This is a genomic window from Streptomyces sp. NPDC052023 (genome assembly GCF_044548465.1).
GTDB lineage: Bacteria > Actinomycetota > Actinomycetes > Streptomycetales > Streptomycetaceae > Streptomyces.
In genome coordinates this window covers 94,469-120,107 of the sequence record NZ_JBIUBW010000016.1, presented here as the reverse complement: position 1 = coordinate 120,107, position 25,639 = coordinate 94,469, and the positions used below count along the sequence as shown (strand labels likewise).

General features: G+C 70.7%; 18 protein-coding genes and 1 pseudogene. 8 read left to right on the top strand and 11 right to left on the bottom strand.

From position 1 onward, the window contains the following. Window positions 1-53: 53 nt before the first annotated feature. Window positions 54-1,442: a M16 family metallopeptidase gene (locus ACIHCM_RS27410; protein ID WP_399901103.1), complete on the bottom strand. Its 1,389-nt coding sequence runs from the start codon at window positions 1,440-1,442 to the stop codon at window positions 54-56. Then, window positions 1,439-2,827 (bottom strand): M16 family metallopeptidase, encoded by a 1,389-nt coding sequence (locus ACIHCM_RS27405; RefSeq protein WP_399901100.1) that lies wholly within the window; start codon window positions 2,825-2,827, stop codon window positions 1,439-1,441. The genes ACIHCM_RS27410 and ACIHCM_RS27405 overlap by 4 nt, the downstream gene beginning before the upstream one ends. 320 nt (window positions 2,828-3,147) lie before the next feature. Between ACIHCM_RS27405 and ACIHCM_RS27400 the strand changes: the two genes are divergently transcribed. Beyond that, entirely contained in the window at window positions 3,148-5,604 is a 2,457-nt protein-coding gene (locus tag ACIHCM_RS27400; RefSeq protein WP_399901097.1) for a DNA topoisomerase (ATP-hydrolyzing) subunit A, read from the top strand. A 56-nt stretch (window positions 5,605-5,660) separates the two neighbouring features. On the opposite strand, the gene ACIHCM_RS27395 is transcribed toward ACIHCM_RS27400, so the two are convergent. Next, window positions 5,661-6,755, bottom strand: a complete 1,095-nt coding sequence (locus ACIHCM_RS27395; RefSeq protein WP_399901094.1) for a CobW family GTP-binding protein — start codon at window positions 6,753-6,755, stop codon at window positions 5,661-5,663. Between the two features lie 381 nt (window positions 6,756-7,136). Here ACIHCM_RS27395 and ACIHCM_RS27390 point away from each other — a divergent pair, with 381 nt between their 5' ends. Together ACIHCM_RS27390 and ACIHCM_RS27385 are read left to right on the top strand one after the other, a co-directional pair. Then, window positions 7,137-7,634 (top strand): DUF6082 family protein, encoded by a 498-nt coding sequence (locus tag ACIHCM_RS27390; protein WP_399901257.1) that lies wholly within the window; start codon window positions 7,137-7,139, stop codon window positions 7,632-7,634. A 267-nt stretch (window positions 7,635-7,901) separates the two neighbouring features. Next, window positions 7,902-8,141: a hypothetical protein gene (locus ACIHCM_RS27385; protein WP_399901091.1), complete on the top strand. Its 240-nt coding sequence runs from the start codon at window positions 7,902-7,904 to the stop codon at window positions 8,139-8,141. A gap of 90 nt (window positions 8,142-8,231) precedes the next feature. Here ACIHCM_RS27385 and ACIHCM_RS27380 read toward each other — a convergent pair whose 3' ends face one another. Beyond that, window positions 8,232-9,398, bottom strand: a complete 1,167-nt coding sequence (locus ACIHCM_RS27380; RefSeq protein WP_399901088.1) for a citrate synthase — start codon at window positions 9,396-9,398, stop codon at window positions 8,232-8,234. Window positions 9,399-9,510: 112 nt separating this feature from the next. Between ACIHCM_RS27380 and ACIHCM_RS27375 the strand changes: the two genes are divergently transcribed. From ACIHCM_RS27375 to ACIHCM_RS27360, 4 genes are all read left to right on the top strand, one after another. Then, window positions 9,511-10,767, top strand: a complete 1,257-nt coding sequence (locus ACIHCM_RS27375; protein WP_399901086.1) for a citrate synthase — start codon at window positions 9,511-9,513, stop codon at window positions 10,765-10,767. Window positions 10,768-10,821: 54 nt separating this feature from the next. Continuing rightward, a complete protein-coding gene (locus tag ACIHCM_RS27370; protein WP_399901083.1) occupies window positions 10,822-11,781 on the top strand; it encodes a sucrase ferredoxin in 960 nt (319 codons plus the stop codon). A gap of 129 nt (window positions 11,782-11,910) precedes the next feature. After that, entirely contained in the window at window positions 11,911-13,581 is a 1,671-nt protein-coding gene (locus tag ACIHCM_RS27365) for an ATP-binding protein (RefSeq protein WP_399901081.1), read from the top strand. Next, a complete protein-coding gene (locus ACIHCM_RS27360; protein WP_399901254.1) occupies window positions 13,581-14,261 on the top strand; it encodes a response regulator in 681 nt (226 codons plus the stop codon). Before ACIHCM_RS27365 ends, ACIHCM_RS27360 begins: the two co-directional genes overlap by 1 nt. Before the next feature lie 272 nt (window positions 14,262-14,533). Here ACIHCM_RS27360 and ACIHCM_RS27355 read toward each other — a convergent pair whose 3' ends face one another. From ACIHCM_RS27355 to ACIHCM_RS27345, 3 genes are all read right to left on the bottom strand, one after another. Next, window positions 14,534-16,126: a cation acetate symporter gene (locus ACIHCM_RS27355; RefSeq protein ID WP_399901078.1), complete on the bottom strand. Its 1,593-nt coding sequence runs from the start codon at window positions 16,124-16,126 to the stop codon at window positions 14,534-14,536. Further along, window positions 16,123-16,581: a DUF485 domain-containing protein gene (locus ACIHCM_RS27350; protein ID WP_399901075.1), complete on the bottom strand. Its 459-nt coding sequence runs from the start codon at window positions 16,579-16,581 to the stop codon at window positions 16,123-16,125. Before ACIHCM_RS27350 ends, ACIHCM_RS27355 begins: the two co-directional genes overlap by 4 nt. A gap of 97 nt (window positions 16,582-16,678) precedes the next feature. Then, window positions 16,679-18,802 carry a type IIA DNA topoisomerase subunit B gene (locus ACIHCM_RS27345; protein WP_399901072.1) on the bottom strand — a complete coding sequence of 708 codons (2,124 nt, stop codon included), beginning with the start codon at window positions 18,800-18,802 and terminating at the stop codon, window positions 16,679-16,681. A gap of 444 nt (window positions 18,803-19,246) precedes the next feature. Here ACIHCM_RS27345 and ACIHCM_RS27340 point away from each other — a divergent pair, with 444 nt between their 5' ends. Next, window positions 19,247-19,477 (top strand): hypothetical protein, encoded by a 231-nt coding sequence (locus tag ACIHCM_RS27340; RefSeq protein ID WP_365446085.1) that lies wholly within the window; start codon window positions 19,247-19,249, stop codon window positions 19,475-19,477. A gap of 132 nt (window positions 19,478-19,609) precedes the next feature. Here ACIHCM_RS27340 and ACIHCM_RS27335 read toward each other — a convergent pair whose 3' ends face one another. From ACIHCM_RS27335 to ACIHCM_RS27320, 4 genes and pseudogenes are all read right to left on the bottom strand, one after another. Continuing rightward, window positions 19,610-20,530: a serine protease gene (locus ACIHCM_RS27335; protein WP_399901069.1), complete on the bottom strand. Its 921-nt coding sequence runs from the start codon at window positions 20,528-20,530 to the stop codon at window positions 19,610-19,612. 199 nt (window positions 20,531-20,729) lie between these two features. After that, window positions 20,730-22,274: an RNA polymerase sigma factor gene (locus ACIHCM_RS27330; RefSeq protein ID WP_399901066.1), complete on the bottom strand. Its 1,545-nt coding sequence runs from the start codon at window positions 22,272-22,274 to the stop codon at window positions 20,730-20,732. Between the two features lie 858 nt (window positions 22,275-23,132). Then, window positions 23,133-24,020, bottom strand: a complete 888-nt coding sequence (locus ACIHCM_RS27325) for a FadR/GntR family transcriptional regulator (RefSeq protein ID WP_393110899.1) — start codon at window positions 24,018-24,020, stop codon at window positions 23,133-23,135. Window positions 24,021-24,193: 173 nt separating this feature from the next. Continuing rightward, a pseudogene (locus ACIHCM_RS27320) lies at window positions 24,194-25,639 on the bottom strand (ABC transporter ATP-binding protein); the annotation flags it as partial.

Below are 25,639 nucleotides of genomic sequence, written 5' to 3'. Positions count from 1 at the left end.
CTGGTGACGCATCCGTCACCAGGGCCCCTGCGCGCGCGTGCCCTCCGCGGCCTCTACTCGGCCGCCACGACGGTGACTTCACCGATGCCGAGGGCCTCGACGGGCTCCTTGATCTGCGCCGCGTCACCGACGAGGACCGTCACCAGCCGGTCTGCCGGGAAGGCGCTGACGACCGCCGCGGTGGCCTCGACGGTCCCCGTGGCGGCGAGCTGCTGGTACAGCCTCGCCTGGTAGTCGTCGGGCAGGTGCTGCTCGACCTGGTCGGCGAGGGTCCCCGCAACGGCCGCGGCGGTCTCGTACTTCAGCGGCGCCACACCGACGAGGTTCTGCACGGCGACGTCCCGCTCGGCGTCCGTGAGGCCGTCCGCGGCGAGCGTGCGCAGCACCGTCCAGAGGTCCTCCAGCGCGGGGCCGGTGTTCGGCGTGTCCACGGAGCCGCTGATGGCGAGCATGGCGGCACCGCTGCCGTCGGGAGCGGAACGCAGTACCTGGCCGAACGAGCGCACCCCGTAGGTGTAGCCCTTCTCCTCGCGCAGGACGCGGTCCAGGCGGGAGGTGAGGGTGCCGCCCAGGCAGTACGTGCCGAGCACCTGGGCCGCCCATACGCGGTCGTGCCGGTCGGGACCGACCCGGCCGATCAGCAGCTGGGTCTGGACCGCTCCGGGACGGTCCACGATCACCACGCGGCCGGTGTCGTCGGCGGTCACCGGCGGCACGGGGCGCGGCTGCGCCTGGGAGCCGCTCCAGGCGCCCAGGGTCTCGCCGAGCAGTGCGTCGAGGTCCACGCCCGTGAGGTCGCCGACGACCACGGCGGTGGCCGTGGCGGGGCGGACGTGCCGCTCGTAGAAGGCGCGTACGGCGGCGGAGTCGATCTTCGCGACCGTCTCCTCGGTGCCCTGGCGCGGCCGGGACATGCGCGAGGCCGCCGGGAACAGCTCCTTGGAGAGCTCCTTGGCGGCCCGCCGGGCCGGGTTGGCCAGCTCGTGCGGGATCTCGTCGAGGCGGTTGCGGACCAGCCGCTCGACCTCGCTGTCGGCGAACGCGGGAGCCCTGAGGGCGTCGGCCAGCAGGCCGAGGGCCTTGGGCAGGCGGGAGACCGGCACCTCCAGGCTCAGCCGGACCCCGGGGTGGTCCGCGTGCGAGTCCAGGGTGGCGCCGCAGCGCTCCAGCTCGGCCGCGAACTCCTCGGCGGAGTGCTTGTCGGTGCCCTCGGAGAAGGCCCGCGCCATGATCGTGGCGACGCCGTCCAGGCCGGCCGGCTCGGCCTCCAAAGGCGCGTCCAGCAGCACCTCCACGGCGACGACCTGCTGGCCGGGCCGGTGGCAGCGCAGCACCGTCAAGCCGTTGTCCAGCGCCCCGCGCGTGGGGGCCGGGAACGCCCAGGGGCGGGCCTCGCCCGCCTGCGGCTGGGGGTGGAAGTCCATCGTGGCGAGCTCGGTCACTTGGCCGCCTCCTCGGTGTCGTCGCCGGCGGCGGCCGGCGCGGCGTCGGTGTCGTCGTCTGCGTCGGTCTCGCCGGCTTCGGTGGCCGTGGGCTCGTAGACGAGTACCGCGCGGTTGTCGGGCCGCAGGCGTGCCTTGGCGACCTCCTGGACCTCCTCGGCCGTCACCTCCAGGACGCGCCGCACGGCGGTGAAGGCGAGCTTGGGGTCGCCGAACAGCACCGCGTACCTGCAGAGTTCGTCGGCGCGGCTGGCGACCGTGCCGAGCCGGTCCAGCCACTCGCGCTCCAACAGGGCCTGCGCGCGTTCCATTTCCTCGGCCGTCGGGCCCTCCTCGGCGAACCGGGTGAGCTCCTCGTCGATGGCCGCCTCGATGACCGGCACCTCGACGTCCCCGGACGTCTTCACGTCCAGCCACCCCAGGGAGGGCGCTCCGGCCAGCCGCAGCAGGCCGAACCCGGCCGCGACGGCGGTACGGTCCCGTCGTACCAGCCGGTTGTACAGGCGGGACGACTCGCCGCCGCCGAGGATGGTGAGCGCGACATCGGCCGCGTCGCACGCGCGTGTGCCGTCGTGCGGGAGCCGGTAGGCGCCCATCAGGGCCCGCGCCGGGACCTCCTCCTCGACGACCTCACGCAGCTCCCTGCCGATGACCTCGGGCAGCGAGCCGTCACGGGGGGTGGGCTTGCCGTCGTGGCCGGCGATGGAGCCGAAATACTTCTTGATCCATTCGAGCGTCTGCTCGGGATCGATGTCGCCGACGACCGAGAGCACCGCGTTGTTCGGCGCGTAGTACGTCCGGAAGAACTGGCGGGCGTCCTCCAGGGTCGCCGCGTCCAGGTCGGCCATCGAGCCGATCGGCGTGTGGTGGTAAGGGTGGCCCTCCGGGTAGGCGAGGGCGGCGAGCCTCTCGAAGGCGGTGCCGTAGGGGACGTTGTCGTAGCGCTGGCGGCGCTCGTTCTTGACGACGTCCCGCTGGTTCTCCATCGACTCCTCGTCGAGGGCGGTGAGCAGCGAGCCCATGCGGTCCGCCTCCAGCCAGAGGGCGAGCTCCAGCTGGTGGGTGGGCATGGTCTCGAAGTAGTTGGTGCGCTCGAAGCTGGTGGTGCCGTTCAGGGAGCCTCCCGCGCCCTGGACCAGTTCGAAGTGCCCGTTGCCCTTCACCTGGGCGGACCCCTGGAACATCAAGTGCTCGAAAAGGTGAGCCAGGCCGGTGCGCCCCTTGACCTCGTGGCGTGAGCCGACGTCGTACCACAGGCACACCGCGGCGACCGGGGTCAGGTGGTCCTCGGAGAGCACCACACGCAGGCCGTTGTCCAGGCGGTGCTCTGTCGCTGTCAGCCCGCCGGAGCCTGCCTCGGCTGTGGCCGTGTGACCCATGGGCATGTACGTCCCTTCGATCGCGGTGCGGTCGGGAAACCGCGGAAATCCTGCCAGTCCTGCCACTGTATGCAAGCGTGCCGACCTGGTGTGAAGTTCCCGGACCGCGTACGCCCAGAGCGAGAACCGGGTTGCCCCTCACGAGGGCGTAGCCTGCGGGTCAGCGCGGCGCCCGGCGGCCGACGCCGGGTCCAACGTCCGCGTTGTCAGTGGCGCGGTCCACAATGGTCCGCGGCAGATGCCGTTCACGCTTCAGCAAGAGTGAGCCGCAGGGACCTGAGCGCCCCCGTGGGCGAACGACCAGAAAACAGGAGGAGCCGGCAGCGATGGCCCGCCGCAGCACGAAGACCCCGCCGCCCGACGACTCGTACGAGGAGCGGATCCTCGACATCGACGTCGTGGACGAAATGCAGGGCTCCTTCCTCGAGTACGCGTACTCGGTCATCTACTCCCGGGCCCTGCCGGACGCGCGTGACGGTCTCAAGCCCGTCCACCGCCGCATCGTCTACCAGATGAACGAGATGGGCGTACGCCCCGACCGCGGCTACGTGAAGTGCGCCCGCGTGGTCGGCGAGGTCATGGGTAAGCTCCACCCGCACGGCGACGCGTCGATCTACGACGCCCTGGTGCGCATGGCCCAGCCCTTCTCCATGCGGGTGCCCCTGGTCGACGGCCACGGCAACTTCGGCTCCCTGGGCAACGACGACCCGCCCGCCGCCATGCGGTACACCGAGTGCCGGATGGCCGAGGCCACCAGCCTGATGACGGAGTCGATCGACGAGGACACGGTCGACTTCGCCCCGAACTACGACGGCCAGGAGCAGGAGCCGGTGGCCCTGCCCGCCGCCTTCCCGAACCTGCTGGTCAACGGCTCGTCCGGGATCGCGGTCGGCATGGCCACGAACATGCCGCCGCACAACCTGCGCGAGGTCATCGCGGCCGCCCGCCACCTGATCAAGCATCCGAACGCCGACCTCGACGCCCTGATGCGCCACGTCCCGGGCCCCGACCTGCCCACCGGCGGCCGGATCGTCGGCCTCTCCGGGATCCGGGACGCCTACGAGACGGGCCGCGGCACGTTCAAGATCCGGGCCACGGTGTCCGTGGAGGACGTGACGGCACGCCGCAAGGGCCTGATCGTCACCGAGCTGCCCTTCGCGGTCGGACCGGAGAAGGTCATCGCGAAGATCAAGGACCTGGTCGGTTCGAAGAAGCTGCAGGGCATCGCAGACGTCAAGGACCTCACGGACCGCGAGCACGGGCTGCGCCTGGTCATCGAGATCAAGAACGGCTTCGTGCCGGAGGCCGTCCTGGAGCAGCTCTACAAGCTGACGCCCATGGAGGAGTCCTTCGGCATCAACAACGTCGCCCTGGTCGACGGCCAGCCCCTCACCCTGGGCCTGAAGGAACTGCTGGAGGTCTACCTCGACCACCGCTTCGAGGTCGTGCGCCGCCGCTCGGAGTTCCGCCGCGGAAAGAAGCGCGACCGGCTGCACCTGGTCGAGGGCCTGCTCACGGCGCTGGTGGACATCGACGAGGTGATCCGCCTGATCCGCTCCAGCGAGAACTCCGCCCAGGCCAAGGAGCGCCTGATCGAGCGCTTCGGGCTGAGCGAGATCCAGACGCAGTACATCCTGGACACGCCGCTGCGCCGCCTGACCAAGTACGACCGCATCGAGCTGGACGCCGAGAAGGACCGGCTCACCGCGGAGATCGAGGAGCTGACGCGGATCCTCGAGTCTGACGCCGAGCTGCGCAAGCTGGTCTCGTCCGAACTGGCCGCGGTGGTCAAGAAGTTCGGCACCGACCGGCGTACGGTCCTGCTCGACTCGACCGCCACCGCGGTGGCCGCCGTCCCGCTTCAGGTGGCCGACGACCCCTGCCGGGTCCTGCTGTCCTCGACGGGGCTGCTGGCCCGCACGGCGAACGCCGAGCCGTTCCCCGAGGGCGCCGGCGCCAGGCGCGCCAAGCACGACGTGATCGTCTCGGCGGTGCCGGCCACGGCCCGCGGCGAGGTGGGCGCGGTGACCTCGGCGGGCCGGCTGCTGCGGATCAACGTCGTCGACCTCCCCCAGCTCCCGGAGACGACGACGGCGCCGAACGTCTCCGGTGGCGCGCCGCTCGCCGAGTTCGTCTCCCTGGAGGGTGACGAGACGGTGGTCTGCCTGACCACGCTCGACGAGTCCTCCCCGGGGCTCGCGCTGGGCACGGCGCAGGGCGTCGTCAAGCGCGTGGTCCCCGACTACCCGGCCAACAAGGAGGAGCTGGAGGTCATCACCCTCAAGGAGGGCGACCGGATCGTCGGCGCCATCGAGCTGCGGACAGGTGACGAGGACCTTGTCTTCGTCACGGACGACGCGCAGCTGCTGCGCTACCAGGCCTCACAGGTGCGCCCGCAGGGCCGCCCGGCGGGCGGTATGACGGGCATCAAGCTCACCGAGGGCGCCAAGGTCATCTCCTTCACCGCGGTCGACCCGGCGGTCGACGCGGTCGTCTTCACGGTGGCGGGCTCGCGCGGCACCCTGGACGACTCCGTGCAGACGACGGCCAAGCTGACCCCGTTCGACCAGTACCCGCGCAAGGGCCGGGCGACCGGTGGCGTGCGCTGCCAGCGGTTCCTGAAGGGCGAGGACTGCCTGTCGTTCGCCTGGGCGGGCGCCACCCCGGCGCTGGCCGCGCAGAAGAACGGCTCGCCCACGGAGCTGCCCGAGATGGACCCGCGCCGCGACGGCTCGGGCGTGTCCCTGGCAAAGCCGGTCGCGGCGGTGGCGGGGCCGGTCTAGGCCGAGAGGGGGCCGGTCCAGGAGGGCCTGTCCGGGCCGAGAGCGGCCAGGCCGGTCTAGAGCGGGGGGTCCGCGGGATTCGTGGCGTACGGATCCCGCGGGTCCGTATCCCGTGCGTCCGGTACGTAGCGCAGGACGCCCCACATGCCGTGCTCATCGGCGTGCAGGGCGTCACTCCTGCACGCCGCGAGCTCCTTGTCGAGCGCCGCGTCGATGCCGGAGCCGATGAGGACGAGCTGGGTGAGGCGTTCGCCGTCCGCTTCCCAGGGCTCCGGGTAGAAGCGCAGGAACCGCCCGACGACGTGCACGGCATACCGGTTGCGCGGATCGTGCGCGCCGAAGTCGACGTACCCCTTGATCCGGTAGAGCCCCTCGGGGCGGCTGTCGAGGAACGCCATCAACCGGCGCGGGTCGAGGGGCACTTCGGAGACGAAGGAGAGGCTGTCGTAGGCGGCGTGCAGGTGCCCGGCATCCTCGTGCTCCGCACCCGGGCCATGATGATCATGCAGGTCGTCGAACGACAGCTGCCCGATGCGCTCCCGCGAGGGCCGGCAGTCGAAGAGGAACTCGGGGTCGATACGGCCGTACGTCGCCGGGACGACGGCGGCCCCGTCGGTGAGGCTCCGGACGAGGGCGAGGACGCGCTCGGCGCCCGGCGCCCGGTCGGTCTTGTTGACGACGACGAGATCGGCCAGGGCGAGGTGCCGGTCGATCTCGGGATGCCTGGCGCGCGTGTCGTCGAACTCGGCGGCGTCGACGACCTCGACGAGGCCGCCGTACACGATGCCCGGATGTTCGCTGGCCAGCACCATCCGGACCAGTTCCTGCGGCTCGGCAAGTCCGCTGGCCTCGATGACCACGACGTCGATCCCGGCACCGGGGTGCGCCAGCCGGTTGAGGTAGACGTCCAGCTCACCGGCGTCGACGGCACAGCACAGGCAGCCGTTGCCGAGGGAGACGGTGGAGTCCCCGAGGGCGCCCGCCACCGCCATGGCGTCGATCTCGATGGCTCCGAAGTCGTTGACGAGGGCACCGATACGGCTGCCTCCGCTGCGGTGCAGGAGGTGGTTGAGCAGTGTCGTCTTGCCGGACCCCAGGAATCCGGCGAGTACGACGACCGGGATCTGCCGGGAACTCGGGCTCAGCCCCACCGTGCGACCTCTCTCACGCCTACGCGCACACCGGTTCGCATCCCGGCGCACCTTACGGAACTTGCATGCCGGGTAAGGATACGAGCACGCAGAATCTCCGCGAAGTGAACGATTGTTAGCAGCGTGAGCGGGGCAGACGTTGGGCATGGCGCCGGTTTGTGCGACCCTCGCTTCCTTCCGTGCGCCTCCTCTCCGCCTCCCCGCCGATCAGAGCCGCTCGGCACCCTGGGAGACGGCAAGCGCCGCCCACCGCTCGCCGGTCCCCTCCAGTCGACCCGCATCCCGACGACCGGCGGACGGCGGCCGCCTGAATCGGGGGTTGACATGGCCACACGGAAAATAGGGACACGGGGGCTGGCTGCCGCCGCAATGGGGCTCGGCATGGCCGTGGGCACAGTTCTCACCATGGCCGCACAGCACCATGCTCTGGCGTCACTGCGCCTTCGCCTGGAGCAGCTGGAGCAGTCGGCGGGCACCGAGAAACACATCAACCTCGCCAACCAGCAGCGTCAGCACTGGGAACTACTGAGCAAGGCGATCGACGACCCCGAACTCGCCGAGGTACTGGACCTCTATGAGGTACCGGTGAGCGACAAGCAACGGCGCCAGTACATCTTCGCGAACGTGCTGTACACCAACCTGCTCTTTTACTACCGCATCGGGAACCTCAACCGCGAAGAGTTCCTCAAGCACGCCCGGGGCATCTTCCAGAGTCCGATCGTCAGGGAGTACTGGTACGCGACCCGTCAGCAGCGTGCGAGTATCTCCGAGACCGACGAAGCCGAGCTCGGCTTGCTGGTCGACGAACTACTGCACCAACTGGAAGAAGCGGACACCGAAGAGTGGTGGGTGATCGGCCAGCCGCCGGACACCGCTTAGAGGCGGGCCCTAGCATGCACGTACCGCCCCTCGTCACCCGAGTGCAGACAGGACCACACCTTCGGGGGATAACGGAACGATAAATCGGCGCGTTCTTCCTGATGCCAGACGGTTGACTACTGCGCGACCGCGCAAGGAGTCGACCGTCACCCGTTTTTGTCGCTCCAACGCCGCCCGGTGGTCGAGGCACTCACAAGGACGCCCCCACGCACCGCGCAGCAGCCGTGCGCAGGCGCTAGTGCCTTGAGACCAAAGGAAAGACCAACAGTGAGTCAGATCATTCGCCGCCTTGGTGTGTCTCCGCGCGAACGAGGAAGCACATCCAGCGCGACGTGCCCAGACATCTTCGAGTTGAAGGATGGGAACTTCGCCGTCATCGGGACAGACGTCACTGACTCACTGGACTCGCACCTACCCCAGGACGCCGCCCGGGCGGACTACGAGCGCATCGTCGTCATCACCCGTGAAACCCTGGTTCGCGCAAAGCGCGACATTCCCGATGTCTGAGTGATCCGCGGCGGCGCCCGACCGGGGGACCACCGTCTTCAGGTCCGGCACCGGATGGGTGCCGGACGTCGTTCAGCTCCGGGCAGCCCGTCACGCCGCCTGCGGCACCTTCACCGGTGCCCCAGGCCCCACATACCGCGCCGCCGGGCGGATGATCTTCGAGTCCTGGGACTGTTCCAGGATGTTGGCGCTCCAGCCGACCACGCGCGCCGCGGCGAACGTCGGCGTGAACATCTCCCGGGGCAGGCCACAGAGTTCCATGACCACGCCGGCGTAGAACTCCACGTTCGTGTGCAGCTCACGGCCGGGCTTGAGTTCGGCGAGGATCGCCTCCACCCGGCGTTCCACCTCCACCGCGAAGTCGACCAGCGGCCCGCCGAACTCCTGGGCGATGCCCCGCAGCATGCGAGAGCGCGGGTCCTCCGTGCGGTAGACGGGGTGCCCGAAGCCCATGATGCGGTCACCGGCGAGGACGCGTTCCCGGATCCAGGGGTCGATGCGGTCGACCGTGCCGATCGCGTCCAGGGTGTCCAGCGCCCGGCTCGGGGCACCTCCGTGCAGAGGCCCCGACAGCGCACCGACCGCCCCGACCAGGCAGGCGCCGACGTCGGCGCCGGTGGACGCGATGACCCGAGCCGTAAAGGTTGATGCATTGAATCCGTGATCAATGGTTGAGATCAGGTACTGCTCGACGGCACGGGCTCGCCGCGGATCGGGTTCCTCACCGGTCAGCATGTACAAGTAGTTCGCCGCGTACGACAGGTCCTCACGCGGCGGCACCGGCGCCAGCCCCCTCCCGAGCCGGTGCAGGGCGGTGAGCAGGGTCGGTACGGCCGCGGTCGCCGCGAGCGCGTCCTCGCGCCGCCGGTCCGCGTCGATGTCGTACAGCGGGCGGAAGCCCTTCGCGGCGCCCAGCAGGGACAGCGCGGTGCGCAGTCCGGCGAGCGGGCCCTGCCCGCCGGCCGTCGCGACGGCGGGAAGGGCCGCCGCCACCTCGTCGGGAAGCCGTCGCAGCGCCGCGGTCCCGGCGGTGAACGCCGAAGCGCTCGCGGCGTCTGCCGGGAGTTCTCCGTACACCATCAGGTGCCAGACGTCCTCGAAGCGCCGGGTCTGCGCGAGTTCGACGGCCGAGTACTGCCGGTAGTGGTAGAAGCCCTCAAGACCCCGTACGTCACCGATCTCGGTGTCGGTCACGACGACGCCCGCGAGTCCCCGCGGTACGGCGACAGGAGTGGATGCGGACCTGTTGACGGACATGTTTTTCCTCCCTGGACTTGATGTGACTGTCCATGGTTGACTCAATGTCTGTCAATATTGATTGAATCAATGCAGGAGTCAATGTGTCGCTCAGGCCGCTACGGTGACCCCCATGCGCGATCAAGAACCCGGCCCCGTCCCACCGGGCCGGCGGCTGAGCACCAAGGAGGCCGCGGAGCTGCTCGGCGTGAAGGCGGAGACCGTGTACGCCTACGTGAGCCGGGGGCAGCTGAGCAGTCACCGCACGCCCGGCGGCCGGGGCAGTACGTTCGACGCCGAGGAGGTGGAGGCGCTCGCCCGCCGCAACAGACGGGAGAGCGGCGGAAGTCCACCCACCGGTACCGACATGGCCGTCCGCACCCGCATCACGCTGATCGAGTCGGACCGGTACTACTTCCGGGGCGTCGACGCGACCGAACTGGCCACACGCCACACCTACGAGGAGATCGCGGAGTGGCTGTGGACCGGGCAGCTGCGCCCCGGGATCACCTTCAACGCGCCCCTTGCCTCGGTCGCCGTCGCGCGGCGCGCGGTCGACTCCCTGCCCGAGCACAGCGGTCCCACCGACCGGCTGCGCGTCGCCGTGGCCGCCGCCGCCAGCACGGACCCGCTGCGCTTCGACCTGTCCGAGGACGCCGTCCTCGGCACCGCGCGCCTGCTGATTCCCACACTCGTCGCAGCCCTGCCGCCACAACGCCGCACCCACCGCGACGAGGGCTCACTGGCCCAGCGTCTCTGGAGACGGCTCAGCCCACGCGACCCGGACGAGGCCTCGCTGCGCGCCCTGGACATGGCGCTCGGCCTGCTCGTCGACCACGACCTGGCCGCCTCGACGCTCGCGGTGCGCGTCGCCGCGTCAGCCCGGGCACACGCCTACGCGGCCGTCTCCGCAGGGCTCGGCGTTCTCGAGGGTCCCCTGCACGGCGCGGCCAGCGGGCTCGCCCACCGGATGCTCGTCGAGGTGCTCGACCAGGGTGACCCGGCGCCCGTGGTCGCGGAGGAGCTGCGGGCCGGGCGCCGCGTCCCGGGCCTCGGCCACCGGCTGTACCCGGGCGAGGACCCACGCGCGCGGGCGCTGTTCGCCGCGCTGGAGGAGATGCCGGACGCCGAGCCCGCCCTGGCCGCCACCCGGGACGTCATGGCCACGGCCGCCCGGCACACCCCGCTGCACGCCAACGTCGACATGGCCCTCGCCGTGCTCACCGTCGCCGGAGGGATGCTTCCGACGGCGGGCGAGACAATCTTCGCGGTGGCGCGCACGGCGGGCTGGATCGCCCACGCCCTGGAGGAGTACGGCGAGCGCCCCCTGCGGATGCGCCCCAGCGGCCACTACGTGGGCCCGCGGCCGCCGCACCCCTTGCCGGGGTAGGTCACCGGGACGTCCGGAAGTCACCCTGGACGAAGTCAGGTTAGGCTCCCCTGTGTGAGTAGGTGTGCAACCGTCTCGCGGGACCTCGACGAGCCCGTCTCCGGAACCGCCGCGACCGCCAGGACCTGGCTCCTGGTGGAACAGCCGGGTCCATGGGGCGCCAGGGCGCTCACTTCGAGCCACCTGGACCCCGCACTGGGCCGGGCGCTGGAAGCGGCCGCCAAGGACACGGGCGTCCGCATCGCGCTCATCCGCCGCCCCGGCCCCCACGCCGACTTCGGCCCGCCCGCCGTGCGCCACGTCTACGCGGCGCACACCATGCCCGGCAACGCGTGGCTGCACGCCGCCATGACCGACGACCCGGCGCAGCTGCTCGACCTCGACTTCGCCGCCCTCGGTATGGGTGATCACCACACCTTCGACGCCACGCTGCAGGGCGGCGCCCACACCGGTGCCCCGCTCGCCCTCGTCTGCACCAACGGCAAGCGCGACCGTTGCTGCGCCCTCCTCGGCCGCCCCCTCGCCAACGAGCTCGCCGCTTCCGGGATGAGCGGCAGCTGGGAGGTCACCCATTTGGGGGGTCATCGCTTCTCCCCGACGGTGCTGGTGCTGCCGCACGGCTATGCGTACGGCCGAGTAGAGGCCCACACCGTCAAGGACGTCCTGCACGGCATGCAGGAAGGCCGAGTTCTCCTGGAGGGCTGCCGGGGCCGCTCGGCCTGGGAGCGGCCCGGTCAGGCGGCGGAGCTGGCCGTGCGCACGGCCGCCGGCGAGTACGCGGCGGACGCGCTGAGCGTCATACGGACCGAGAGCGCCGTACGGACGGAGGGCGCGGCACCTCGCTGGGAGGTGACCGTCGCCCATGCGGACGGACGCCATTGGCGCGTGCTCGTCGCCCAGGGTGCGTCCCTCCCTCCGCGCGAGGAGAGCTGCGGTACGTCCGTCCTGGGCGCCCCGGCACGGATGGACGTGGTGGCGGTCCACGAACTCAGGCGCACGGCACTGGCGGGCTGAGGCCGCCCGGAGCCGGTCCACGGAGCCGATCACGCGCCGGCGCCGGAGGACGGGCTCCGGCCACCCCGCTCCACGGCAGCACAGCACCCCTCGGCGGCTCCGCTCGCTCCCCCACGTACCTTCGTGGGTATGAGCACCACTCCCCCCGCACGCCGTCTGCGCCTCGGTCTTCCCCGCCGGGTGTTCTCGCAGGTGCTGCTGATGCAGGTGGCGATCGCCGCGGGAGTCGCGGTGCTCGCGACCGGGCTGTTTCTCGCGCCCCTGGGCGACCAGCTGGACGACCAGGCGATGCGGCGCGCGCTCGCCATAGCGCAGACCACCGCGGCGCAGCCGCAGCTCGCCGAGGAGGTCCGCAGCACGCCCGCGACGGCCGACGGGCCGGTCCAACGGGAGGCGGAGCGGATCCGGCGTGCCACGCAGGCGGAGTACGTGGTGGTGATGGACCGCCGAGGCGTGCGCTGGTCCCACACCGAGCCCTCGCAGATCGGCGGACACGTCTCCACGGATCCCAGCGACGCGCTGGCCGGCCAGGAGGTCATGGAGATCGACGAGGGCACCCTCGGCCGCTCCGCGCGCGGGAAGGTGCCGCTGCGGGACAGCGACGGGGAGATCGTCGGGGCGGTGTCGGTCGGCATCGCCTACGACAGTGTCCGCGCACTGCTGATCCACGCGATCCCGGAGCTGCTGGCGTACGCGGGCGGCGCCCTGGCCGTCGGCGCGCTGGCCGCCTGGCTGATCTCCCGGCGGGTCCAGCGGCAGACCCGGGACCTGGCGTTCTCCGACATCGCGGGGCTGCTCGCCGAGCGCGAGGCGATGCTGCACGGCATCCGGGAGGGCGTCGTCGCGCTGGACCGCACCGGCCGCGTCCGGCTGCTCAACGACGAGGCACAGCGCCTCCTGGGCATCGGGCACGAAGCCGTGGGCAGCTCCCCGGACGAGGCGCTCGGCGAGGGGCGTACGGCCGACGTCCTGGCCGGCCGGGTGACCGGCACCGACCTGCTGACGGTGCGCGGCCGGCGCGTCCTGGTGGCCAACCGCATGCCCACCGGCGACGGGGGCGCCGTCGCCACCCTGCGCGACCGCACCGAGCTGGAGCAGCTCGGCCGCGAGCTGGACTCGACGCGTGGCCTGATCGACGCCCTGCGCGCGCAGGACCACGAGCACGCCAACCGGATGCACACGCTTCTCGGGCTGCTGGAGCTGGAGATGTACGACGACGCGGTCGAGTTCGTGGGTGACGTGGTCGGCGACCACCGGGCGACCGCGGAGCAGTTCACCGAGAAGATCGGGGACCCGCTGCTCGCCGCGCTGCTGGTCGGCAAGTCGACCGTCGCCGCCGAGCGCGGCGTCGCCCTGCGCCTCTCGGGGCGTACGCGTCTTCCGGACCGGCTGGTCGACGCCCGGGGGCTGGTCACGGTCGTCGGCAACCTGGTGGACAACGCGCTGGACGCCGCCGCGGGAACGCCGCACGCGCGCGTGGAGGTCGAGCTGACCACGAAGGACCGTACCGTCGTGCTCACGGTACGGGACACCGGTCCCGGCATCCCGGCGGAGCTACGAGAGTTGATCTTCACCGAGGGCTGGTCCACCAAGAAGCCGCCCGCGCACCGGGAGCGCGGCATCGGCCTCGCCATGGTGCGCAGGCTGGCGGAGCGGCAGGGCGGATCCGCGGCGGTGGGTGAGGCCGCGGGTGGCGGCGCGGAGTTCACCGTCGTCCTGCCCGAGGCCCTGGCCGATCCGGGCGCGGAAGCGGCCCTCACGGTTCCGTCGGCCGAGCGGGCCACCGAGGAGGAGGCGTGATGATCGAGGTCCTGGTCGTGGACGACGACACCAGGGTCGCGCGCGTGAACGCCGCGTACGTCGAGAAGGTGCCGGGCTTCCGCGTGGCCGGGGAGGCGCACAGCGCTGTCGAGGCGCTCCGTCAGCTGGAGGCGCTGCCGCATGTGGACCTGGTGCTCATGGACCATTACCTGCCCGGCGAGACGGGCCTGACGGTGGTGCGGGAGATGCGCCGGCGCGGCCATCAGACCGACGTGATCATGGTCACGGCGGCACGCGACATCTCCACCGTGCAGGCGGCGATGCGGCAGGGCGCGTTGCAGTACCTCGTCAAGCCCTTCGCCTTCGCCGGCCTGCGCGCCAAGCTGGAGGCGTACGCCGAGCTGCGCCGGACCCTGGACGGCGGCGGCGAGGCGGAACAGGCGGAGGTGGACCGCATCTTCGGGGCGCTGTCCGCGACTTCGGAGCCGGACCTGCCCAAGGGGCACTCGCCCACCACCGCCGAGCTCGTACGCCAGTCCCTGATGAACGCGGAAGGTCCCCTGTCGGCCCAGGAGATCGCCGAACGGACCGGGGTGAGCCGGCAGACCGCCCAGCGATATCTGAAGCTCCTGGAGCGCACGGGACGGGCCACGCTGACCCTGAAGTACGGCGACGCGGGCCGCCCCGAACACCGCTACGTGTGGGCGACCCGCACCTGAGGCGCAGGCAACCGGTGCCCGCGCCGCGGGCGGCCACTGCCTGAGCCGCAGCGGCGTCCCGCGACCGCACCGCGCGGCCACGCCCGATGCACCACCGTGGCACAGCCGCGCCCGACTCGCGGCCGGTCACGCGGTCGCCACCACCGCACGGCCCGTGGCGCGGCCACACCCGGGGCGCGGCCCGTGACACACCACACCCACAGCAGTGCCCTCACGCGCCCGCGTCGCTCACGGCACGGCCCGTCACACGGCCACGCCCGATGCACGGCCCGTCAAGCGGCGCCCGCCCCCGTCAGCGCCCGCACTTGCGTCTCCGCGTGTTTGGCGGCGTCCGGGGTCTCCGCCGACGTGATCGTGCCGAGCCAGCCCGCCAGGAAGCCCAGGGGGATCGAGACAAGGCCCGGATTCTGCAGCGGGAAGTACTGGAAGTCGATGCCGGGGAACAGTGATTCGGGGCTGCCGGACACGACGGGTGACAGCGCCACCAGCGCCACGGCCGGGATCAGCCCGCCGTAGACGGACCACACGGCACCGCGTGTGGTGAAGCCGCGCCAGAACAGCGAATAGAGCAGCACGGGCAGGTTGGCCGACGCGGCGACGGCGAAGGCGAGGCCCACCAGGAAGGCGACGTTGAGGTCGCGAGCCAGCAGCCCGAGGGCGATGGCGACGACGCCGACACCGACCGCGGCGGCGCGTGCCACCCTGACCTCGCTGCGCGGCTCGGACTTCCTGCGCCGCAGGGACGCGTACAGGTCGTGTGCCACGGATGCCGAGGAGGCCAGGGTGATGCCCGCCACGACCGCGAGGATGGTAGCGAAGGCGATGGCGGCGACGACCGCGAAGAGAACCGTTCCACCCGTCGAGCCCGCCCCGCCGCCCAGATCCAGGGCCAGCAGGGGAACCGCCGTGTTCCCGGCGGCGTTCGACGCCCGTACGGCGGCCGGGCCGACGATGGCCGCGGCGCCGAACCCGAGGACGATCGTCATCAGATAGAAGCCGCCGATCAGCCCGATCGCCCACACCACCGAACGTCGCGCCGCCCGGGCGGTGGGGACGGTGTAGAACCGGGAGAGGATGTGCGGCAGCCCGGCCGTCCCCAGCACCAGGGCGAGGCCGAGGCTGATGAAGTCGAAGCGGGCGGTCCAGTCGCCGCCGTACTTCAGTCCCGGCGCGAGGAACGCCTCTCCCTGGCCACTGCGAGCGGCGGCGGTGCGCAGCAACTGGTCGAAGTCGCCGTGGAAGCGCGCGAGGACGAGCGCGGTCAGGGCGATCGCCCCGCCCATCAGCAGGACCGCCTTCACGATCTGAATCCATGTGGTGGCCCGCATCCCTCCCAGCGACACATAGATCACCATCAGCCCGCCGACGCCGATGACCGTCCAGGACCGTGCCGCCTCGCTCGTCCCGCCCAGCAGCAGCGCCACCAGGCTGCCCGCACCCACCATCTGCGCCACCAGGTACAGAACGGACACGGTGACCGAGGAGGTTCCCGCCGCGATCCGGACCGGCCGCTCCCGCATTCGCGCGGCCACGACGTCCGCGAGCGTGAACCTGCCGCAGTTGCGCACCAGTTCGGCGACCAGCAGCAGCACGACGAGCCAGGCCACCAGGAAGCCCACCGAGTACAGCATCCCGTCGTATCCGAACAGCGCGATGAGTCCGGAGATGCCCAGGAAGGAGGCGGCCGACATGTAGTCACCCGCGATGGCAAAACCATTCTCCATGGGCGTGAAGAGCCGCCCGCCGACGTAGAACTCCTCCGCCGAACCCTGGCGGTTGCGGCTCACCCAGGTCGTGATGCCGAGGGTGACGGCGACGAACCCGCTGAACAGCAGCAGGCCAAGCGTCTGATGATCGCCCGTCACAGCGCACCGCCGCGGGCGCCACGCGTCATTTCCTGGGTGTCCCAGCGCAGTTCGAGCGCGGCCCGGTCCCGGCGCCGCCGCGCGTGCCGCGCGTAGGCCCAGGTGAGCAGGAAGGTGGTGAGGAACTGCCCGAGCCCGGCGAGCATCGCCACGTTCACCGCGCCCACCACGGGCCGCGCCATCAACTCGTGCGCGGTCGTGGCGGCGACGACGTACGCCACGTACCAGACGAAGAAGCCGATCACCGCCGGGATCACGAACCTCAGGTAGCGGCCGCGCACCTCCTGGAAGGCAGCGCTGCGCTGCACTTCGAGGTAGACGTCGCCGGCGGACGGTGCCTCAGCGCGCGCGGGCGGCACCGGCGCGGGGGCACCGGCCGACTCGCCCCAGGCGGAGGCCAGGGAGTCGTACCAGGGGTCGTCGTACTGCGCAGGGCGACCATTGCTTGAGGGCATGCCCAAGCATGGACAGAGCGGGAAGATCCCTGACTATTCTTCTTCCCGCTCTTCACCCCATCAGGTGACTCGAACCGCTGGTGGCCCGAGTCCTGCGCTATGCGTCGATGCGCGACCGGTCCAGGGTCGCCGCCGAGTTGGAGATGAACTCCTTGCGCGGTGCGACGTCGTTGCCCATCAGGAGGTCGAAGACCTGCTCCGCGGCCTCCAGGTCGGCGAGGTTGATGCGGCGCAGGGTGCGGTGGCGCGGATCCATGGTGGTCTCGGCCAGCTGGTCGGCGTCCATCTCACCCAGACCCTTGTAGCGCTGGATCGAGTCCTTGTACCGGACGCCCTTGCTCTGGAACTCCATGAGCTTGTCGCGCAGCTCGCGGTCCGAGTACGTGTAGACGTACTTGTCCTGGCCCTTCTTGGGCTGGACGATCTCGACCCGGTGCAGCGGCGGCACCGCCGCGAACACCCGGCCGGCCTCGACCATGGGACGCATGTAGCGCTGGAAGAGCGTCAGGAGCAGGCAACGGATGTGGGAGCCGTCCACATCGGCGTCGGTCATCATGATGATCTTGCCGTAGCGGGCCGCGTCCAGGTCGAAGGTCCGGCCCGAGCCCGCCCCTATGACCTGGATGATCGCGCCGCACTCGGCGTTCTTGAGCATGTCCGTGACGGACGACTTCTGGACGTTGAGGATCTTGCCGCGGATCGGCAGCAGTGCCTGGAACTCGGAGTTCCGGGCGAGCTTGGCGGTACCGAGCGCGGAGTCGCCCTCGACGATGAACAGCTCGCTGCGGTCCACGTCGTCGCTGCGGCAGTCGGCGAGCTTGGCCGGCAGGGACGATGACTCCAGGGCCGTCTTCCGGCGCTGCGCGTCCTTGTGCTGACGGGCGGCGATGCGCGTACGGGCGGCGGCGACCGCCTTCTCCATGACGACCCGGGCCTGCGCCGCGGCATCCCGCTTGGTGGACGTCAGAAACGCCTTGAGCTCCTTGGAGATCACGGTGTTCACGATGCGACGGGCCGCCGAGGTGCCGAGCACCTCCTTGGTCTGTCCCTCGAACTGCGGCTCGGCGAGGCGCACGGTGACGACCGCCGTGAGGCCCTCCAGGGCGTCGTCCTTGACGATGTCGTCCTCGGCGACCCGCAGCAGCTTCTTGGCGCGCAGCACCTCGTTGATGGTGCTGGTCACGGCCGTCTCGAAGCCGGCGACATGGGTACCGCCCTTGGGGGTGGCGATGATGTTCACGAACGACCTCAGGGTCGTGTCGTACCCCGTGCCCCACCGCAGTGCGACATCGACGTCGAGTTGCCGCGTGACCTGGGTGGGAGTCATCTGGCCGTGGTCGTCCAGGACCGGGACGGTCTCCTTGAACGTGCCCTGGCCGGACAGCCTCAGGACGTCGCAAACGGGCTTGTCGGTGGCCAGGAACTCGCAGAACTCGCTGATGCCGCCGTCGAAGCGGAAGGACTCCTCGCCCTTGCTGCCGCCCTCGCCGAGGCCGTACTCGTCGCGGACGACGATGGTCAGGCCGGGGACGAGGAACGCGGTCTGGCGGGCGCGCTGGTGCAGGTTCTCCAGGGAGAGCTTGGCGTCCTTGAGGAAGATCTGGCGGTCCGCCCAGTACCGCACACGCGTGCCGTTGCGGGTCTTGGGGATCTTCTTGGCCTTGCGCAGGCCGCTCTTGGCCTCGAACTTCGCGTCCGGCCCCAGGGAGGCGAACGCACCGGGGACTCCGCGCCGGAAGCTGATCGCGTGGGTGTGGCCGCCGCGGTCGACCTCGACGTCCAGCCGCGCGGACAGGGCGTTCACGACGGAGGCGCCCACGCCGTGCAGACCGCCGGAGGCGGCGTACGAGCCGCCGCCGAACTTGCCGCCGGCGTGCAGCTTGGTCATGACAACCTCGACGCCGGACAGACCGGTCTTGGGCTCGACGTCGACCGGGATGCCACGGCCGTTGTCGCGCACCTCCACCGAGCCGTCGTCGTGCAGGATCACCTCGATGTGGTCGCAGTACCCGCCCAGGGCCTCGTCCACGGAGTTGTCGATGATCTCCCACAGACAGTGCATCAGGCCGCGGCTGTCCGTGGACCCGATGTACATGCCCGGGCGCTTGCGGACGGCCTCCAGCCCCTCCAGGACGAGCAGGTGCCGCGCGGTGTAGTTGGAACCGTCCCGGTCTGCTCCTGCCAGCAGCGCTGTGGACGGCACGGACGTTTCGGCGGTCACGCGGTTCGCTCCTCGCTGAATTTCATGTGGGGCCCATTTGGGTAAGGGCGCGGCTCCGGTAGCCGCTCAGAGGGTACCGAGGCCTGGTAGAGCCGTTGTAACGCCACCCTCGTCCGGAACTCAGACTAGTCCACGATCGCATACGTGTTCGATCCCTCGTTTGAGTGAAGCACATATCACGTTCCCTTCGAGGCATGAACCATTTAGGCTCCGGGCACGTCCTCATGAACAACCGGCAACCCGGCCGGGGAGGACACCGACACCGACCGACTGCGCGAACCCGTAAGACACACAGACACGTACTACGGCACATTCGCCGCCAACCGGCAGCAGACAACCACCTCGGAGATTTTTTTTCGAGGAATGGCCACGAGCGGGAACGTTTTCGGGCTGGTTGGATGTTGACCCTGGTACGACAGCTCGTCGAGCTAGAGAAGAGGCGACGTGACTACTGTTCTGACCCCCGCGAGCCCGCTGACGGCCGCTGATCGCTGCGACCGCTGCGGCGCCCAGGCATACCTGCGCGTCGTCCTGCTCAGCGGCGGAGAGCTGCTCTTCTGCGCGCACCATGGCCGCAAGTTCGAGCCGGAACTCAAGAAGATCGCCGCTGAGATACAGGACGAGACGGAGCGGCTCACGGCCGCTCCCGCGACCGCTTCGGAAGATGAGCGCTGACGCCTAGCGTCCACGACGAGCCCGGTCCAGACCGGTGAACGGGCGGCCGCCCTGCTCTCAGGGCGGCCGCCCGTCCTCGTCCTTCCGCATTCAGCGGTCGTGCCGTAAAACCTGTCTCAGCGGGAGCCCCGTTCAGGGTGCGCTGCCGCCGTCACCGGGCCCTCCAGGCCTTTTCGGCGCGCTCCCGCGGACCTCGTCCGGCGCGGCCTGCGATGCCTGCGCGGGGCGATCCCAGCCCAGCTTCCGGAGCAGGTCGGACACCCGCGTGTAGACACCCGGGCTGCCCGGCCGTCCGCAGCCGCTTCCCCATGACACCAGGCCGATCAGCCGTCCCTCGGCGACCAGCGGCCCTCCGCTGTCCCCCTGGCATGCGTCCCGGCCTCCCACCCGCTGGCCCGCGCACACCATGGCGTCCGCGCGATAGGTGCCGTCGCTGCTTCCCGGATACGCGTCCTCGCACAGCGCGTCCGGCAGTACGCGCACGCGTGCGGCCCGCAAGGCGTACGGGTAGTCGCCGGCGCCGGTGACGTCACCCCATCCGTAGACCGTGGCGTTCGTCTCGGCCGTGTACGCGGAGTCGCCCGCCGGGGCCATGGCTATCAGCGCGTTCTCAGGGAGCTCTTCGGCGAGCGTGAGCACCGCGAAGTCGCCGGCGTTGCTGATGTTGTCGTACGCGGGATTCACCCATGTCTCGCGGACGGCGATCTCCTTGCCCTCGTCCGAGCGCAGATCCGTACGGCCCGCGATGACCTTGAGGTCACGCACCTGGCCCGGCGGCCTCCCCAGCACGTCCTCGCCCAGACAGTGCGCCGCGGTGAGGACGGTGGTACGGCCCACCGCGACCGCGCCGCAGAACTGCCCCGAGCGCGTACCTCCGAACCGGTCACGGCTGGACAGCGCCACCGTGTAGGGACTGTCTCGCGAATCGACGGGGAAACCGCCGACGACTATGCCGTCCGAGGCGGCGGGAACCGCTGTGGCCAGCGGTATCGCGGTCGCCGCGGCCGCCAGGACCAGCGGCCGGGCCCATGCCCGTACAAAGGGTCGACGCATGGCTGCTCCTCACTCTGGGAGTTTTGTGAGACACCCAGAGTGATTCAGCCCGCCACAGCTCGCACCCGCTCAGCGGACCCGGCCCACTCAGCAGGCTCAGCCGGCTCGGCCCACTCAGCCCGCTCGGGGCCACTCGACCCCAGCGCGAAGGCCCGGCACACCCCTTCGGGCGGCCGGGCCTTCGCGGCGTACGGACGACCTAGTCGAGGTAGTCGCGCAGCACCTGAGAACGCGAGGGGTGGCGCAGCTTCGACATGGTCTTGGACTCGATCTGGCGGATGCGCTCGCGCGTGACGCCGTACACCTTGCCGATTTCGTCGAGGGTCTTCGGCTGACCGTCGGTGAGACCGAAGCGCATCGAGACGACGCCCGCCTCGCGCTCGGACAGGGTGTCGAGGACGGAGTGCAGCTGCTCCTGCAGAAGCGTGAAGCTGACCGCGTCGGCCGGGACGACGGCCTCGGAGTCCTCGATGAGGTCACCGAACTCGCTGTCGCCGTCCTCGCCCAGCGGGGTGTGCAGCGAGATCGGCTCACGGCCGTACTTCTGGACCTCGATGACCTTCTCGGGGGTCATGTCGAGTTCCTTGGCCAGTTCCTCCGGGGTGGGCTCGCGGCCCAGGTCCTGGAGCATCTGGCGCTGCACGCGCGCGAGCTTGTTGATGACCTCGACCATGTGCACCGGGATACGGATGGTGCGGGCCTGGTCGGCCATCGCGCGGGTGATCGCCTGACGGATCCACCAGGTGGCGTACGTGGAGAACTTGTAGCCCTTGGTGTAGTCGAACTTCTCGACCGCGCGGATCAGACCGAGGTTGCCCTCCTGGATGAGGTCCAGGAAGAGCATGCCGCGGCCGGTGTAACGCTTGGCCAGGGAGACCACCAGACGGAGGTTGGCCTCCAGGAGGTGGTTCTTGGCGCGGCGGCCGTCCTCGGCGATGATCTCCAGCTCGCGCTTGAGCTTCGGGGCGAGCTTGTCGGCGTTGGCCAGCTTGTCCTCGGCGAACAGACCGGCCTCGATGCGCTTGGCGAGCTCGACCTCCTGCTCGGCGTTGAGCAGGGGGACCTTGCCGATCTGCTTCAGATAGTCCTTGACCGGGTCGGCGGTGGCGCCCGCCGCGGCGACCTGCTGAGCGGGCGCGTCGTCCTCGTCCTCGTCGGAGAGCACGAACCCGGCGTTCTCGGTGCCCTCGGGCTCCTCCGTGGCTCCCTTGGGCTCCTCCAGCACCTCCTCCTCGAGGAGCTCGGCATCGTCCTTCTTGCCATCGGTGGACTTCTTCGGCGCGGCCGTCTTCTTGGCCGCGACGGTCTTCTTCGCGGTCGCCTTCTTGGCGGCCGTCTTCTTGGCAGCGGCCTTCTTCTCGGGTGCGGCCTCCTCGGCCGGATCGTCGACGGCGGGCGCGGCCGGTGCAGCCGTGGTCGTGGAGGCCTTACGGGCGGCCACGGTCTTCGCTGCGACCGTCTTGGTGGCGGTGCGCTTGGCCGGACTCTTCGCTGCGACGCTCTTGCGGGTGCGCTTGGGTTCTGCGGCACTGACCATCAGCGTCACACCCTCTTCCTCGAGGATCTGGTTGAGGCTGCGCAGTACGTTCTTCCACTGAGTGGCCGGAATCTGGTCAGCTTCGAAGGCCCGACGCACGTCATCGCCGGCGATCTGCCCCTCAGCCTTTCCCCGCTCAATGAGCGCCATGACAGAGACGGACTCGGCGATCTCCGGCGGGAGCGTACGGGATGTGCTGGCCGACACGAACAACCTCTCGGAACGTTGGAAAACGACTTCCGGCCCCGTCCACGGCGGACTGGAGCCGACCGCCGGCTTGGGGATGGGCCGACGGCGCGGGCAGGGGCCGGGAAGAACCACAACGCCTTGCATGGCGTCCGTGTTCCCTTCTCGGCTGTCACCTCTTAGGTCATCGCGCTGTTTCCACGAGTGTTACGCCCAATCTGCGTGGCCCGAGTCACACCCCGTAAGCGCTCAAAAACGGTCAGACACGGGCAGAGGCGGTCACGTGGGGCCGGGAGGCGTGCCGCTCAGATGCTCCCATTGGTCCGCCGTGGGCGCCGACCGGCCTGGGCGCGGTCCGGGGTCGGCCTGCGTGGTTGCCGGTCCGTGGTCCGTCCGGTTCGGTGGCCGGTCGGCTGGCCGGTCCGGTCCGGGGCGGTCAGTAGCCGGTCCGGGGTCGGTCCGGGGTCGGTCCGGGGTCGGTCCCGTCAGTCTTCGGCCGCTCCGTGGCCGGTCCTGCGGTGAGCCTGCCGCCGTTCGTCGGGTGGCGAGCCGACCGCCTAAGTCCGGTGGCGACCATGCCGCCATCGGTACGGCGTCGGCCCTGACGCCATTGACACTGCTCGGCACGCCATAGGGCCCGCATCGATCTGCTCAGCGACCGTCGGCCGCAGTCCATGTACCTGCCCACCGGCCTGACCGCCGACCTGCCGTCCTGCTTGCCCCTCGGCCGTGGAGTCGTCGGACCCCGCAGATCGGGCTGGAACCTGCGGGGTCCGAAGGACGTCGAACGGCCGGGCGAGCACTACCGGGGAAGCCGAGCGGCACCGGGGAAAGGGACACCTCGGACACCTACCGGCCGCGGCGCACCGCGGTCCCGGATCAGTGCTCGCGCGGCGCCGGCACCACGCGCTCCACCTCGGGGTGGACCGTGAGCAGTTGACGCATGGCCGCCTCGGCCGCCCCGCCGTCACCGGCCGCGAGGGCGTCGACGATCCGGGCGTGGTGGGCCAGGGTCGTCTCGTTCGGCCGGTCACAACCGGTCACCGGGCCGCCGGAGACCTGGAGCGCGGCGGAGACGATGCCGGAGAGGTGCTCCAGCATGCGGTTGCCCGCGATCTGGATGAGCAGCGAGTGGAACTCGGCGTCAGCTCGGGAGAAGGTGAGCGCGTCGCCCTGCCCCATCGCGTGGCCCATGATCTCGACCATGTCGGACAGCCGCTGCTGGACGTCCTCACGGCCGTGACCGGCGGCCAGGCGGGCGGCGAGCGGTTCGATGGTCCAGCGCAGCTCGCTCAGTTCGCGGCGCTGGTCGTCGCGCTGCGGCCCGAAGGCCCGCCATTCGATGATGTCCGGGTCGAGCAGATTCCAGTCGCTGACGGGACGCACACGCGTGCCGACGTTCGGGCGGGCACTGACCAGGCCCTTGGCCTCCAGGACCCGGAGCGACTCACGGACGACGGTGCGGGAGACCTCGAAGCGCTGGCCGATCTCCTCGGGCACCAAGGGGCGGTCGGCACCCAGGTCGCCGGAGACGATCATCTGTCCGAGCTGCTGTACGAGTTGGCCGTGCAGTCCGCGGCCGCGGCTGCCCGCGGCGCGCCGGCCCACACGGCCCAGCTCGGGGTCCGCGCCCTCCCAGGCGGGGGCGCTCACGCGGTCGGGGCCGTGGGCCTCGGCGTAGGGGTAGCGGTCGAGTTCGCCCGGGCCGACGAGACCGGAGTCGGTGGAGCGGGCGGAGGTCATCATGGTGTGCGCAAGGGTACTCACGGATCCTTTGTCGGCGCTGTCTCCAACTCCCTTGAGGTCTTTGGTGAAAAGCACACGAAAGGGTGATCGCTCACCCCGTCGCAATTGACGCCTTATCGGAAAGAAATGGGCTTTCCCGAGGGAGTTGTGCGCAGCACGGGATCGGAAGGGCGCGGAGGGTGGCCAGAAGCTTGTCATCGGGCCCTGCTCCGCAGGGCCGTGAGCAGATACGCGCAGAGCAGCGCGCTGAGCGACAACGTCAGCGCACTGCCCACGGGTTGGGCGACGACCCGCGCCGCGGCCTCCAGATATCGCTCTCCACCGAACGGCCACTGCAGCAGAAACATCTGCCTCATCCGCATCGGCAGACCTGCGGCTGCTCGCACGGATGATCCCTCCACGAGCTTCTGTACGAGCGGTACGACGAGGACCGGTACCGCGAGAACGGCGGCAAGCCCGGCCGTGGTGGACCGGAAGACGCCGGCCGCCAGTACCCCGGCCCAGGCGCATCCGACCATGAGCCCGAGCCAACTCGCGCTCAGCGAGAACCAGTCGCCCGGAATGCGCGCGAGATCCTGTCCGTAGACGAGGTAGAGCACCTCGGCGTCGCAGCCCACCGTGAGGACGGCCAGAGCAAGCGCGGTGGCCGCGGCCACCAGGAGCTTGGCCGTGAGCAGCCCCAGGCGGCGAGGGACGGTGCCTCGGTCCGCCGCCAGTGCGGGGTGGCGGAACTCCTCCCCGAAGGCCAGCGCCCCCAGCAGCCCCGCGCCGAGCGCCGCGGGCGGCAGCGGCAGCTGCTGCGGCCACGCGACGAGCAGGCGCGCCTGCGGGGTGTGCCCGACGCGCGCGAGCACGACGGCGGTCATCGCGGAGACGACGAGGACGGCGGCGCTGGTGACGAATCCGGTGCTGATGCCGGTGGCACGGCGAAGCTCGTAGCGGAGGGGGCGCAGGGGGGTGGGGGCGGGGCGGACGGAGATGGGCGGCGGGAGTGGGTGGAGGGCTTCCTGGGGGGGTGGGGGGTGCGGGGTTTCCGTGGTCTTGCGCGTTGCGAGGGGGTTGGGGGCAAGGGGGTTGCGATCGGAGGGCTTGGGGTGGAGGGCCTTGTGAGGAGGGGTGGGAGGGGTCTTGTGGGGAGCAGCTTTGTGGGGGGTGGGGGCTCTGTGGTCCGCGAGGGCGATGTGGCTGGGAAGGGGGCCGCGGCGGATGGGGTGGCTGGTGGGGTTGGCGTGGGGGGTGTTGGGCGGGAGAGGCCTGGGGCCGGCTGCGGACTGGTGATCCGTCAGCGGGGTGTTGTCGGCGTCGGGCTCGCGGGCGGAGTGGGAGTCGCCGGTGGCGGCGGGGCTCCGGACGGTGAGGGAGTCCCCTGCGGCGACGGGTTCGGGGTCCGTGCGCGAATGGCCGGCAGCGGTGGTCTCGTGGTCCGTCAGGGCGTTGCGGTTGTCGGCGGGCTCGTGATCCCTCAGGACGGCGCGGTTGGTGGCGGGTTCGCGATCCCTCACGGCGTTGCGGTTGTCGGCGAGCTCGTGGTCAGTCAGGACGTTGCGGTTGGTGGCGGGTTCGCGATCCCTCACGGCGTTGCGGTTGTCGGCGAGCTCGTGGTCAGTCAGGACGTTGCGGTTGGTGGCGGGTTCGCGATC

Excerpts from the sequence above, each read along its gene's own strand:
- ACIHCM_RS27405 (WP_399901100.1), bottom strand. The coding sequence starts at position 2,827 with ATGCCCATGGGTCACACGGCCACAGCCGAGGCAGGCTCCGGCGGGCTG.
- ACIHCM_RS27400 (WP_399901097.1), top strand. The coding sequence starts at position 3,148 with ATGGCCCGCCGCAGCACGAAGACCCCGCCGCCCGACGACTCGTACGAG.
- ACIHCM_RS27390 (WP_399901257.1), top strand. The coding sequence starts at position 7,137 with ATGGCCGTGGGCACAGTTCTCACCATGGCCGCACAGCACCATGCTCTG.
- ACIHCM_RS27380 (WP_399901088.1), bottom strand. The coding sequence starts at position 9,398 with ATGTCCGTCAACAGGTCCGCATCCACTCCTGTCGCCGTACCGCGGGGA.
- ACIHCM_RS27375 (WP_399901086.1), top strand. The coding sequence starts at position 9,511 with ATGCGCGATCAAGAACCCGGCCCCGTCCCACCGGGCCGGCGGCTGAGC.
- ACIHCM_RS27365 (WP_399901081.1), top strand. The coding sequence starts at position 11,911 with ATGAGCACCACTCCCCCCGCACGCCGTCTGCGCCTCGGTCTTCCCCGC.
- ACIHCM_RS27360 (WP_399901254.1), top strand. The coding sequence starts at position 13,581 with ATGATCGAGGTCCTGGTCGTGGACGACGACACCAGGGTCGCGCGCGTG.
- ACIHCM_RS27350 (WP_399901075.1), bottom strand. The coding sequence starts at position 16,581 with ATGCCCTCAAGCAATGGTCGCCCTGCGCAGTACGACGACCCCTGGTAC.
- ACIHCM_RS27335 (WP_399901069.1), bottom strand. The coding sequence starts at position 20,530 with ATGCGTCGACCCTTTGTACGGGCATGGGCCCGGCCGCTGGTCCTGGCG.